Source organism: Arthrobacter sp. K410C (genome assembly GCF_059090105.1).
Map to the genome: position 1 here is coordinate 117,346 of NZ_JBNHFJ010000002.1, position 12,642 is coordinate 129,987.

Sequence of the window (12,642 nt, forward strand, 5' to 3'; positions counted from 1 at the left end):
GTAACCCAGGCAAGGAGAGCCCGTACGTGATCCCCGAGAAAACCGGCCCGGCCGCCGTCATCGTTCTGGCAGCAGGCGCCGGTACGCGGATGAAGTCACGTACCCCCAAAATCCTCCACGAAATCGGTGGCCGGTCCATGGTGGGGCATGCGCTGCTGGCGGCCCGCAGCATCAACCCGCAGCAGCTCGCCATCGTGGTTCGCCACGAACGTGACCTGGTGGCGGAGCACGTCGCCCAGCTGGATCCTTCGGCCCTGATCGTCGACCAGGACGACATCCCCGGCACGGGCCGCGCCGTCGAAGTGGCACTCCAGGCCCTTGACGCGGAGCAGCAGCTCACTGGCACCGTGGTGGTGACTTACGGCGACGTCCCGCTGCTGTCCGGCGGGCTCCTGGCCGAACTCGTTGCCACCCATGAGAGTGAAGCCAACGCCGTGACCGTCCTGACCGCGGTGTTGGACGACGCCACCGGCTACGGGCGGATCCTGCGCGGTGAGGACGGCACGGTCATCGGGATCAGGGAGCACAAGGACTCCAGCGAGGCTGAGCAGCTCATCCGCGAGGTCAACTCGGGCATCTACGCCTTTGACGCCGCGGTGCTGCGGAAAGCCCTGGGCAAGGTCACCACCGAGAACGCGCAGGGGGAGAAGTACCTCACCGACGTCCTCGCACTGGCGCGGGAGGCAGGGGGCCGCGTGGCCGCCGTCGTCACCGCGGACCGCTGGCAGGTGGAAGGCGCCAATGACCGCGTCCAGCTCGCGGCGCTCGGTGCGGAACTGAACCGGCGCACCGTGGAAGCCTGGATGCGTGCCGGCGTCACCGTCGTTGACCCCTCCACCACCTGGATCGACGCATCCGTCACGCTCGACGAGGACGTCCGGCTCCTGCCGAACATCCAGCTGCATGGAGCCACCACCGTGGCCCGGGACGCCGTCGTCGGCCCGGACACCACGCTGACGGACGTTACCGTCGGCGAAGGCGCCAAGGTGGTCCGCACCCATGGTTCCGGCGCCGTGATCGGTGCGGGCGCCGCCGTCGGGCCCTTCACGTACCTCCGCCCGGGCACGGTCCTGGGCGAAAGCGGCAAGATCGGCGCGTTCTACGAAACCAAGAACGTAACCATTGGCCGCGGCTCCAAGCTGTCCCACCTCGGCTACGCCGGCGACGCCGAAATCGGCGAGGACACCAACATCGGCTGCGGGAACATCACCGCCAATTACGACGGCGAAAAGAAGCACCGGACGGTCATCGGCTCCGGTGTGCGGACAGGTTCCAATACAGTCTTTGTTGCCCCGGTCACCGTGGGGGACGGTGCCTACAGCGGCGCCGGTGCGGTGATTCGCAAAGACGTACCCGCAGGTGCCCTTGCCTTGAGCATCGCTGCCCAGCGCAACACCGAAGGCTGGGTTCCGGCACACAGGCCCGGAACCCGTTCGGCCGAACTGGCCCAGGCGGCCACCAAAGACTCCTCAAGTACCCCGGCATCTACAGAAGAGGGCAAGTAACAATGAGCGAAATTACGGCGCACGGCGAGAAGAAGCTGGTGCTCGCCACCGGGCGGGCACACCCGGAGCTTGCCCGGGAAATCGCCAAGGAGCTTGGAACCGACCTCCTCCCGGTGGACGCCTACGATTTCGCCAACGGTGAGATCTACGTCCGCGCGGGCGAAAGCGTCCGCGGCACTGACGCCTTCGTCATCCAGGCGCACCCGGCCCCGCTGAACAACCACCTGATGGAACAGCTGATCATGATCGATTCGCTGAAGCGTGCCTCCGCCAAGCGGATCACGGTGGTGTCGCCCTTCTATCCGTACTCCCGGCAGGACAAGAAGGGCCGCGGCCGCGAGCCCATCTCCGCCCGCCTGGTGGCCGACATGTACAAGACCGCCGGCGCCGACCGCATCATGAGCGTTGACCTGCACACCGCCCAGATCCAAGGCTTCTTCGACGGTCCGGTGGACCACCTGATGGCCATCCCGCTGCTCGCCGACTACATCCGCACCCGGGTGGACGCTGACAACATCACGGTCGTTTCGCCGGACACCGGACGCGTCCGGGTGGCGGAGCAGTGGGCCGAGCGCCTGGGCGGCGCGCCCCTCGCGTTCGTGCACAAGAGCCGCGACCTGACCGTTCCCAACCAGGCCGTGTCCAAGACCGTTGTGGGCCAGATCGAAGGACGCACCTGCGTCCTTATCGACGACATGATCGACACCGGCGGAACCATCTCCGGCGCCGTCCAGGTGCTGAAGAACGCCGGCGCCAAGGACGTTATCATCGCCGCCACGCACGCTGTCTTCTCCGAGCCGGCCGCCCAGCGGCTTTCCGATTCCGGCGCCCGCGAAGTGGTGGTCACCAATACGCTTCCGCTCTCGGCGTCCCAGCGGTTCCCGCAGTTGACCGTGCTGTCCATCGCACCGCTGATTGCGCGCGCAGTCCGCGAAGTGTTCGACGACGGTTCCGTCACCAGCCTGTTCGACGGCAACGCCTAAAGCCCTTTGCCGCGGCGGTCCCGGTTTAAGGAAACCGGCCCGCCGCTGGTAGGCTTATCCCCGATACCTTGGCGAGGGAGAGCAGCCGGTTGGGTGTATGCCTGACAACGGCCTGCAGTCTCCGTTATCGACTGGGTCTGATCTGCCCTTCCAATGAAGGGCGCCTTCTTGAAGGGCCGGCTTCCGGCCGCCCGGCGTTGAAGGTCGCACCAGACCTCCGCCCTTGCTGAACACCGTTTAGTCTTCAAGGAGATATCCATGTCTGAGCAGAAGCTCGCAGCAGAACTGCGCACCGAATTCGGCAAGGGCTACGCCCGCCGCGCCCGGATGGCCAACCTGATCCCCGCCGTCATCTACGGCCACGGCGCAGAGCCCCTCCACATCACCCTGCCCGCCAAGGCCACCACCCTGGCCGTCCGCACCCCGAACGCCCTGCTGTCCCTGGACGTCAACGGCGAAGGCCACCTGGCCCTGGTCAAGGACATCCAGCGCGACCCGATCAAGCAGATCATCGAGCACATCGACCTCCTGACCGTCCGCCAGGGCGAGAAGGTCACCGTGGACGTTCCGGTCCACGTCACCGGCGAAACCGCCCCGGGCACGGTCCACAACCTCGAACTGACCGTGGTGTCCCTCGAGGCCGAGGCGACCCACCTGCCCGACGCCGTCGAGGTCTCCATCGAAGGCCGCGGCGCTGGCGAGCACATCCACGCTTCCGATCTGGTCCTGCCCAAGGGTTCCGCCCTGCTGACTGACGCCGAGGCGCTCGTCGTGAACATCTCTGAGGCCGTGGCAACCGAGGAAGAGACCGCCACCGAAGGCGGCGAGGCTGTTTCCGGCGAAGCTTCCGAAGCCGCCGAAGCAGCAGCCGAGTAATCACCCGGCATGCCCTTGCCAGTGGCCGGATCCCTGTGGGGTCCGGCCACTGCCATGTCCACCGCCGCTGGCCTGCGGCTTGTCCCAATTAGCCCACCCTAGGATTGACCCATGACTGACACCTGGCTGATCGTCGGCCTCGGAAACCCCGGAGTCCAGTACCAAGGCAACAGGCACAACGTCGGCCAGATGGTGCTCGATGAACTGGCAGGCCGGATCGGTGCCGGGTTCAAGACGCACAAGGCGCGAGCCCAGGTGCTGGAGGGGCGGCTGGGGATTGGCGGACCCCGGGTTGTCCTGGCAAAACCGCTGACCTACATGAATGTTTCCGGCGGCCCGGTGTCGGCGCTGGCCAATTTCTACGGCGTCACGCCTGACCACGTGGTGGCCGTCCACGACGAAATCGACATCCCTTTTAATACGGTAAAGCTCAAGATCGGCGGCGGCGAAGGCGGACACAACGGGCTGCGCGACATCTCGAAAGCGCTGGCCACGAAGGATTACCTGAGGGTCCGCGTGGGAGTGGGGCGGCCTCCCGGCAGGATGGACACCGCCGACTACGTGTTGCGGGACTTCGGCTCCGCCGAACTCAAGGAACTGCCGTTCCTGCTCGATGAAGCGGCGGATGCCGTGGAGGCGTTGCTGCGCGAGGGGCTTACGGCAGCGCAGCAGAAGTTCCATCCCGCGAAGACCGGGCAGTAGCAACTTAGAAACTTAAACCCGTTTCAACCTGTTTCCCTGTGGGTGCCACAGGGTACTCTTCTTGCTATGCGGGGGAGCAATGGGGCTACAACCCGCTATCGGGGATGTAGGGGATAAGTTCATGTCAATCGAGCCACTCAGCTGGGGACGTGGGTCAACACCTCACGACGCAGTGCACACCCATGCCCCAGTAACGCCGGAACAGCAATGGTCCGCGCCTGCCCGGAGCGCCAATCTCGAAACCATCCACACGGCTCTGACCAGCGAAAACTCCCTGGGAGCCGTCATCACCGGCAGTCGGGGTGTGGGTAAGTCCTCCCTCGCCCGCGCGGCAGTGGCCGACCTTGGCCCGGACGTCTGGTCATTGCAGCTCCGCAATGGCCCCGCCGGATCCGCCACCCCCTACGGGTGTCTGTCCTTCCTGCTGGCGCGGCTCCCGCAGGCCTACATGGGGTCGCCCACAGCCATCCTCCGCGGCATCACGTCACTGATCCGCAGCGACGCCGCAGGCAGGCCCTGCATCATCACGCTCGACACCGCCGGCAGCATCGACGATATGAGCGCCGGAGTGCTGTTGAACGTGCTCCTGACCGGTACCGCCAAAATCATCGCTGTGGCACCCGGCATCAGCGACCTTCCGGCCGACTTCCACTGGCTGCTCACGGACCACCGGCTGACGGAGGTGCGGCTCAGCAACCTCAACGAGCTGCAAACCCGCCAGGTCCTGCTGTCCCTGCTGGGCCACCGGGTGTCTGCCTCCCTGGTCAACACCTACCACCGTATGGTGGGCGGCAACCCGCTCCTGCTCAAGGCCCTGGTCACGGAGCAGCAGCTGTCCGGAAACCTGGTCCTGTCCGATTCCGTCTGGACCCTGCGCGACAAGGTGGTGCTCGACGGCGCCGCCAGCCTCGATGACATCGTAAGGTCCCGCTGGTCACGGGAAACCCCGGAAACCCGGGAAGTCATTGAGATGCTCTCTTGCGCACGGCGGGTGGAACTGTCCCGCCTGACCTCCATCTACAGTGCCGACGTGGTGGCCGACATGGAAGACGGCGGCCTACTCGAGATTGACGACTCCGACCACCGCTGGGTGTCGCTGCGCGAAAAGTACATTGGCGACGTCGTGCGGACCTGGTTGAGCATCGCCCGGCGCCGGGAACTGCGCAGCGTCCTGATTGGCGGCGAGGAACCCGATCCCGCAGGCATGACGGTCGATGAGCTGATGGCCTTCGCGGCCTGGACGCACGAGTGCGAGGCTGAGCTGAGTCCAGCCTTCGCCCTCGCGGCCGCGGAAGCAGCGGTCCAGCTGTTCGATCCCAAGTTTGCCCTCACGTACGCTGACATGCTGAAGCGGACGGACCCCCAGTGGGTAGCGGCCCAGCGGCAGAAAGCTGCCGCATACCTCCAGCTGGATATGCCGGTACAGGCCTTGTCAGCGCTGGACGAGATGACCCGGCCGGAAATCGATGCACTGGACGACGTCGAGGAATACGCCCATCTGGTGGCGGCCAAGGCCCAGGTGATGATGCGGCTTCCGGACCAGGCAGGAAAGGTGCCCACCCTCCTCGCGGAGGCACGGGAACGGCTGGCGCCTGCCGGAAACGGTGCATTCTGGCCTGAACCGGGCGCGGCGGCGCTAAACCGCGTTGCCCTGACGGAGTTCGAATACCGGGCGTTCGTGGGCGACTACGCGGCGTTGATTCCCGAACTTGAGTCCGCCGCGGACCAGGCAACGAATCCCGACGCCGAATACCGCATGAATGCCGCCATCATCCTGATGACGGCCCTGGCTTTGACCGGGCGGGAGATGGATGCCCTGAGCCTGATGCGGCAGCTCGGCGGGCAGATCAGCGATGCCTCCCATGTTGTGGGCCTGCGCGAGCGGTATAACCGGGAGGCCTACCTGGTGCTGCTGATGGCAGGGCAGTGGCGGCGGTGCATCGATCTTCTGGGCACGCAAAACGCCGAGGAACCATCCCGGCTGCCGTACGGCAGCGCCGCAGCCGAACTGGCCGCCGGAATCGCCTACGTCTATTCCGGCCGTGGCGCGGCCGCCCTCGATCCCCTGATGTCCGCGGCCGCGCAGCTGGAACTGCAGCCTGTGCAGACTGCGCTCCGGTTCGCATACTCGGCCACAGCCCTGGCCCATGCGCAGATCGGCAACGTGGTCCAGGCCAGGAAGTACCTCGCCAAGCTGCAACGGGTCTCGGGCGTATCCGGTTTCGCCACCGACAGCCTTATCGATTTCTGTGCCCTGGTGACGGGGCGCTGGCTGAACGACCCCGACGCCGTCAGCAAGCTCAAGCAATCGGCCCGCCGGAACATGGATGCAGGGCGGTACACGGTTGCAGGGGTGGAGCTCCTTGCGGCTACCGTGAACGGGAGCGACGCCGACTTCCGGCTTCTGGAGGAGATCGCAGACCACCGGCAGGGACCGCTGGCAGAGGTGTCGCGGCTGATAGCGCTGGGCAGTCGCACCAAGGACGCCAAGGTACTCCTCGCCGGCGGAGAGCTCGCCGCCACCTTGGAACTGGACGCCGTCGAGGCCCGGTGCATGGCCCTCGCCGTGGACTTCGCACGGCAGGACGGCGACTCGATGTCCGCCCGGACCGCCCAGGCCCGCCTGGACATCCTGGCCGCCACAGTGACCAACCTGCCGATCGTGCCCAGCAGCGGCAGCCCGCTGCTCACCAGCAGGGAGCGCCAGATCGCGCGACTGGCCGGCCGGGGTGCGTCGAACCGCGACATCGCCCTGGAGATGGGCGTGTCAGTCCGGACTGTTGAGGGGCACCTCTACCAGGTGTTCACGAAGCTCGGCGTAACTTCCAGGGGTGATCTGACTGGACTCGTCTAATGGACATAAGCCCGGCGCGGCGCAGCGGGCACTTACCGGCCGCCGCGAGCCGCTGGACAGGATCTGCAACATTGTCCGGAACCGCACCAGCCAGGCCGTCTTCGTCATGGCCGGTCCAGGCATCGGCAAGTCCTCGCTCACAGAGACGGTCGCAGAGCGGTTCAGGGGGGAGCTGAACATCCTGCAGATCCATGGCAGCTCGGCGCTGGCAGCGGTGCCATTTGGTGTGCTGACCCCCTATACGACTGACCTGACCGCAGAGGAGTCGGTTTCGCCCGTATCGGTCCTGCGGTCCATGTGGACGTATTTCGAGAAGCTGCAAGCCGGAAACGGCAATGCTGTCCTGCTGCTGGTGGACGATGCCCACCAGCTGGATGAGGCCTCTGCGGGCGTGCTGGCGGACCTGATTTCTGCCGGCTGGGCGACAGTGGTGGCAGCGGCCAGGCCGCGGCCCGGACTCCCGCAGCCGCTGGACCAGTTATGGTACGACGGCCTTGCGGAGCGCGTGGACCTGCGGCCCCTGAACCGGGAACAGATCGAGGAGGTCCTGGAGCACCTCCTCGCGGGAACAGTTCCTGCGGCCACCATTGACGCGGCCTGGAAAGCATCCGGCGGCAATCCCCGCCTCCTGGATGCACTGCTGCACGATGCCGCCGAAGCAGGGATCCTCTCCAAGCGGAACGGCATCTGGGTCCTGCTGGGCGCCCTGCCCTCTGATGGTGCCCGGCTGACGGCGGTGGTGGCCAAGGACCACCTCCGGCGGCGGCCCGAAGAACAGGAAGCACTCAAACTTATCGCCCTCGCCGGACCCGTTGGCAGGAAGGTCATTGAGGATATCTGCGGGGCACCGGTGGTCCGTGCCCTGCTGGACCAGCAGATGGTGGTGGAATCGTCCGGTGTCCCGGCTGAACTTTCCCTGTGGAACAGCCTTTTCGCCGAGGCCATCAGGAACACCATCTCCGTGTCGCGCAGCCTGCAGCTGCAGGAAAAAATCCGAGCCCACCAGGACGGCACCGTACTCCGTGGCGAAGGCCGGCTGCGGTCTGTGGAATGGGCTTTGGAATGCGGACTGCGCGTGCCTGACGCCGACATGCTCGAATCCGCCATCGAGGCGTTGTCCCGGTACCGCAACCCCAGCGCGCGATCCATCGCGGCCAGGGTGCATGCCCCGGACCTCGTGCCGCTGGCGCAGGCGGTCCAGGCCCGAGCCCTGTACAACGAGGGGTCCTACGCTGATGCGGCCGCCCTGCTCGACCAATGCTGGCTCCAGCTCACCGACCATCCCCAGGGCCCGGCGGTCCTGCTGCTGCGGATATCGGCACACCAGGCGGCGGGGCACCAGCTGACCGCCGTCGCGGAGGACGTGCGGGAACAAACGGGCTCACCGGGGGAGGGGACCGGGACCTGGCAGGAGGATCTTCTCCGGTTGCTGAAGGCAGGGTCGGAGGTGGATTATCGTGCGCTGGCAGCGGCCGTGGAAACCGTCAGGGACCGTCCGTTGGGTGGCGGCCACCAGCCCGTGGCGGCCGTTGGTGAAGCGCTGCTGGCACATGCGCTTACGGCCGCCGGCCGCCCTGCCGAGGGCCTGGATGCCGCACTCCTGGCCGCATCCGAACTGCCGCCCCTGGACGGCAGCCTGTTTTTCTTTCCCGAATTCGTGCTGGGCCGCCTGGTGGTCAACTACTTGACCATGGGCGAATGGGAATCAGCGGAACGCGAGCTGAACAGCTACGCCGCCCACCACGACGCCGGTGCGGCAACCTTCGACGGCAGCCTGCAGTTGCTCAGGGGCTACTCGCTGCTGCGTCAGGGCCGGATGGAGCGTGCGTACCAGTTGCTGCTGCCGGCCGTGGAGGCACTGAGGCTCAATGACCCGCTCCACCTGTTCCGCTTTGGGTCTTCCCTTGGTTTCTACGTCGCGGCGCGGCTGGGGGATGCGGCCCAGGCCAAGCGCCTGGAACAGGACTATAAGGATGCTGTTACGGGTGGGCCGCAGCATGACCTCCTGGCCGGCGCATATGCCGCCGCGGCCGGCGAATACCTGGCCCACGACGGCAAGGGCCTCGCCTCGCTGCATACCATGATGACTGCCGCGGAAGCAGCCGGGCGGACGGGCCACCTGCTGGAGCTTCTGGCCGTGTGCTGGGATTTGGGGGATCCTTCGGTAATCCCCATGGTGAAGGACACTGCAGGTGCCGTGCAGGGACGCTGGGCTGCTGCCATGCTGACCCTGGCCACCGGCTGGGAAGCTGCCGACGGCGATGCCCTGATGGCAACCGCCACATCGCTGGAGGAGTCCGGCTTCGTCAACCTTGCCCGCGAGGCGTACGCCCGTGCCAGCACAGTACTGGAGCAGGCCGGGGAACGCCGCCGGTCCCGGCAGGCGGTGGCCCAGCGGGAGAAGTGCGACCACGAACTGGGAGAACGGTTCCGCGAAGGACGCTTTATCGCCGCAGCCCCCGCGGTGCACCTGACCCGCCGGGAACAGGACATCGTGGAGCTTGCGGTCCAGGGCCTCACCGACCGTGAGATAGCCCAGCGCCTCATGGTTTCGGTCCGGACCGTGGAAGGACACCTGTACCGTACCTACGTCAAGCTGGGTGTGCGGAGCAGGGACGAACTGGAGTCCGCGCTGCCCAAGTAGGCATTGCTACCTGCTTTTCTCCGTGCAGCCTGTACCGCGACGCCGTCACTCGGGACACCCTCTGCCGTCCGGCAGGTGCTCCCACAAGTTCCTCCGATGCAGGACACGAAGCCCTCCCGGGGGCTTGCTGGCCGGCACGGCTGCCCAAGTAGTTCCTTGCCGCGGAAAACGAGTACACCCTACTCGTGTGCAGAGGGCTACTGCACGATTTACTTAAGGAGGCAAAGGAGCGGCGGGAGGGAAGCCGCAGAGATTGCCTGCAGGACATCAAAGCCTCTATCGACTTCCGGCTCCCAGGGGCCGGGCCGAGACGGGGCCGGCGGCGTCAGAGTCTTCTGAGACCGAGACTCTCCCCCCAGCCGTCGCCGGCCCTCCGCTCCGCGGGCGAAGCCCGGAGCGGCTGTGGCGGCTGCCCCCGTGGGCGGCCGCCACAGCCGTGCTGTGGGACAATTGAGTGTCATCCGTTGGCATCTCAAGGAGATCGTTTTGGCCGTAGTAGCAACGCCAGCCACGCTGGAGCAGGCCCTGCCGGTGATGGATAACGCCGAAGTGATGCGCATCCGGAACGACTTTCCGGTCCTCCACCAGCTCGTCAACGGACGCCCCCTGGTCTACCTGGATTCGGGAGCCACCTCGCAGAACCCCGTGAGCGTCATGGAAGCCGAGCAGGAGTTCTATGAGCAGCGGAACGCCGCGGTCCACCGGGGCGCCCACCATCTTGCTGTGGAGGCCACAGAGGCCTTTGAAGACGCCCGGCAGACCGTGGCCGACTTTGTTGGTGCCGACTACTCCGAGACCATTTGGACGTCCAACGCCACCGAGGGCCTCAACCTCATCTCCTACGCGCTGTCCAACGCCGGGCTCTGGGCTTCGCAGGGCCGGGGCGATGCCGGACTGAAGGATCTCGCGCTGGTTCCCGGGGACGAGATCGTGGTCACCGAGATGGAGCACCACGCAAACCTCATACCGTGGCAGGAACTGGCTTTCCGTACCGGCGCCACGCTCCGCTACATCCCCATCGATGATGCCGGCAGCCTCAGGATGGACCAGGCTGCGGAGATCATCGGCAGCCGGACCACGGTGCTTGCCTTCACCCACGCCTCCAACGTCCTGGGGACCATCAACCCGGTCCGCGAACTCGTGGCACTTGCCCGGGCAGCCGGCGCACTGGTGGTCCTGGACGCGTGCCAGTCGGCACCCCACCTTCCGTTGAAGGTCAAGGACCTGGACGTGGACTTCGCCGTCTTCTCCGGGCACAAGATGCTGGCCCCCACGGGCATCGGCGTCCTCTACGGCAAGCAGGAACTGCTGGACATCCTGCCGCCCTTCCTCACTGGCGGTTCGATGATCACCACCGTGACCATGGAGCGGGCAGAGTACCTGCCTGCGCCCCAGCGTTTTGAGGCCGGTACGCAGCGGATCTCCCAGGCGGTGGCCCTGGCCGCCGCCGCCAACTACCTCACAGAAACCGGGCTGGACCGGATCCACCGCTGGGAGGCCGAACTCGGTGCACGGATGGTGGCAGGCCTGGAATCGCTCCCCGGGATCAGGGTCCTGGGGCCCGAAGCCGGGAAGGAGCGGATCGGACTGGCCGCGTTCGACGTCGAGGGCGTTCACGCTCACGATGTAGGGCAGTTCCTGGATTCGCGCGGAATCGCGGTGCGCGTTGGCCACCACTGTGCCCAGCCGTTGCACCGCAGGCTGGGCCTGACGGCCACCACCCGGGCAAGCACCTACCTGTACAACACCACGGACGACGTGGACCAGTTCCTGGATGCCGTGTCCGGCGTGCGGGCCTACTTCGGCGCCTAGCCCGAGGATAGAAGGTAAACCCATGAGTCTTGACCAGCTGTACCAGCAGATCATCCTCGACCACTCCAAGGCGCGGCACGGCAGCGGCCTGGCCGCGACCGAGGCCCCGGCGGGGGCATCCACCGGCCAATCCCACCAGCTCAACCCGGTCTGCGGGGATGAAGTGACGCTGCGCCTGGCCGTGGAGGATGGACGGATCGCCCAGGTTTCCTGGGACGGCGCCGGCTGCTCAATTTCGATGGCTTCGGCGTCGGTGCTCACTGAACTGGCCGAGGGCATGACCGTGGCGGAACTGCATGAAGTCATCGACAGCTTCCGGGAGGTTTTGCGCTCTCGTGGGAAGGTCCATGCGGATCCGGAACTGTTGGGGGACGCCGCCGCGTTCGAGGGTGTGGCCCGCTATGCAGCCCGCGTGAAATGCGCGATGATCTCCTGGGTGGCCGCCGAGGATGCCCTCAACCAGGCAGCCTGACCTACCGTAAACGCGAAAAGGCTCTCCTCCCGCCGGGAGGAGAGCCTTTTGGTATGCAGGGTCAGCCGAACAGTGCCATGATGCCGATGAGTGCCGTTGCGGCACCGAGCACCATGGAGACGCTCACCAGCACCACGTGGACGGTGAGGAACTTGGTGGCCTTGCCGGCCGCGTCCCGTGCCCGGGGATCCTTCATGACCCGCCGCAGGAACTGCGGCCAGACCACCAGGGACCAGACGCCGGCCACAATCAGGACCAGGGCCGCGAAAACGGGCAGTTCCACCGGGTTAGTGGCTTTCCAGCCAGGCCTGCGCCTGCTGTGCCTGCAGGTTCAGTGCCTTGGCCACCATGGGCTCGGCAGCGTCGGCGATCTTGCCGCCCAGGAAAGGCACGGAGGACTTGACCTCGCCCTCGAGCTCAACGCGGGTTCCGCTGGCCTCGGCCACCAGGCGCTGGACGGCGGTGACGTCCACGGGTGCGCCGGCGATCTTGACGGTGATGTTGCTCTGGCGGGAGCCGTCTTCCGCCGGGGCGTTCCAGCTTTCCACCTGGGTCACTTTCAGGTGCTCACCCACGAACTTGCGGGCAAATTCGGGCAGGCGGGTGGTGGGAAGGGTGCGCACCGAGGTGGCGTTGAACGCGCCGGCTACGTCACCGTCCACGGTGAAAGATTCCAGGTTTCCGCCCACCAGCTGGCTGACGTGGCGCTGGAAGTCCTCGTTCACCAGGACAGCTGCGACGCTGTCGACGGAGTGCGGAAGGGAAGTGGTTGCGCTCAGGGCCATGGGTCCTCC

Annotated in this window: 10 protein-coding genes; 8 read left to right on the top strand and 2 right to left on the bottom strand. The window is 66.4% G+C overall.

Annotated elements, in window-relative coordinates; all coding sequences use genetic code 11:
• Positions 1-26: 26 nt before the first annotated feature.
• The 8 genes from glmU (at position 27) to sufU (ending at position 11,848) form a co-directional block, all read left to right on the top strand.
• Positions 27-1,505 (top strand): bifunctional UDP-N-acetylglucosamine diphosphorylase/glucosamine-1-phosphate N-acetyltransferase GlmU, encoded by a 1,479-nt coding sequence (gene glmU, locus AC5RU7_RS05550; RefSeq protein ID WP_494051452.1) that lies wholly within the window; start codon positions 27-29, stop codon positions 1,503-1,505.
• Positions 1,506-1,507: 2 nt separating this feature from the next.
• Entirely contained in the window at positions 1,508-2,488 is a 981-nt protein-coding gene (locus AC5RU7_RS05555) for a ribose-phosphate diphosphokinase (RefSeq protein WP_009356261.1), read from the top strand.
• A gap of 258 nt (positions 2,489-2,746) precedes the next feature.
• Positions 2,747-3,364 carry a 50S ribosomal protein L25/general stress protein Ctc gene (locus AC5RU7_RS05560; protein WP_494051453.1) on the top strand — a complete coding sequence of 206 codons (618 nt, stop codon included), beginning with the start codon at positions 2,747-2,749 and terminating at the stop codon, positions 3,362-3,364.
• 111 nt (positions 3,365-3,475) lie between these two features.
• The gene (gene pth, locus AC5RU7_RS05565; RefSeq protein ID WP_494010586.1) at positions 3,476-4,066 is read left to right on the top strand and encodes an aminoacyl-tRNA hydrolase; all 591 of its coding nucleotides are present in this window, start codon (positions 3,476-3,478) and stop codon (positions 4,064-4,066) included.
• 121 nt (positions 4,067-4,187) lie between these two features.
• Positions 4,188-6,920, top strand: coding sequence for a helix-turn-helix transcriptional regulator (locus AC5RU7_RS05570; protein WP_494051454.1), 2,733 nt, complete (start codon positions 4,188-4,190; stop codon positions 6,918-6,920).
• Between the two features lie 106 nt (positions 6,921-7,026).
• Positions 7,027-9,564 (top strand): LuxR C-terminal-related transcriptional regulator, encoded by a 2,538-nt coding sequence (locus tag AC5RU7_RS05575; RefSeq protein ID WP_494051455.1) that lies wholly within the window; start codon positions 7,027-7,029, stop codon positions 9,562-9,564.
• 486 nt (positions 9,565-10,050) lie between these two features.
• Complete coding sequence (locus AC5RU7_RS05580) at positions 10,051-11,376, top strand: SufS family cysteine desulfurase (RefSeq protein WP_494051456.1); 1,326 nt, start codon at positions 10,051-10,053, stop codon at positions 11,374-11,376.
• 22 nt (positions 11,377-11,398) lie between these two features.
• Complete coding sequence (sufU, locus tag AC5RU7_RS05585) at positions 11,399-11,848, top strand: Fe-S cluster assembly sulfur transfer protein SufU (RefSeq protein ID WP_494051457.1); 450 nt, start codon at positions 11,399-11,401, stop codon at positions 11,846-11,848.
• Positions 11,849-11,909: 61 nt separating this feature from the next.
• On the opposite strand, the gene AC5RU7_RS05590 is transcribed toward sufU, so the two are convergent.
• Together AC5RU7_RS05590 and AC5RU7_RS05595 are read right to left on the bottom strand one after the other, a co-directional pair.
• On the bottom strand, positions 11,910-12,131 hold the full coding sequence (locus AC5RU7_RS05590) for an SCO4848 family membrane protein (RefSeq protein ID WP_494051458.1): 222 nt from the start codon (positions 12,129-12,131) through the stop codon (positions 11,910-11,912).
• A 4-nt stretch (positions 12,132-12,135) separates the two neighbouring features.
• A complete protein-coding gene (locus AC5RU7_RS05595) occupies positions 12,136-12,633 on the bottom strand; it encodes a DUF2505 domain-containing protein (RefSeq protein ID WP_494010580.1) in 498 nt (165 codons plus the stop codon).
• Positions 12,634-12,642: the final 9 nt, after the last annotated feature.

Excerpts from the sequence above, each read along its gene's own strand:
- AC5RU7_RS05555 (WP_009356261.1), top strand. The coding sequence starts at position 1,508 with ATGAGCGAAATTACGGCGCACGGCGAGAAGAAGCTGGTGCTCGCCACC.
- AC5RU7_RS05560 (WP_494051453.1), top strand. The coding sequence starts at position 2,747 with ATGTCTGAGCAGAAGCTCGCAGCAGAACTGCGCACCGAATTCGGCAAG.
- pth (WP_494010586.1), top strand. The coding sequence starts at position 3,476 with ATGACTGACACCTGGCTGATCGTCGGCCTCGGAAACCCCGGAGTCCAG.
- AC5RU7_RS05570 (WP_494051454.1), top strand. The coding sequence starts at position 4,188 with ATGTCAATCGAGCCACTCAGCTGGGGACGTGGGTCAACACCTCACGAC.
- AC5RU7_RS05575 (WP_494051455.1), top strand. The coding sequence starts at position 7,027 with ATGGCCGGTCCAGGCATCGGCAAGTCCTCGCTCACAGAGACGGTCGCA.
- sufU (WP_494051457.1), top strand. The coding sequence starts at position 11,399 with ATGAGTCTTGACCAGCTGTACCAGCAGATCATCCTCGACCACTCCAAG.
- AC5RU7_RS05595 (WP_494010580.1), bottom strand. The coding sequence starts at position 12,633 with ATGGCCCTGAGCGCAACCACTTCCCTTCCGCACTCCGTCGACAGCGTC.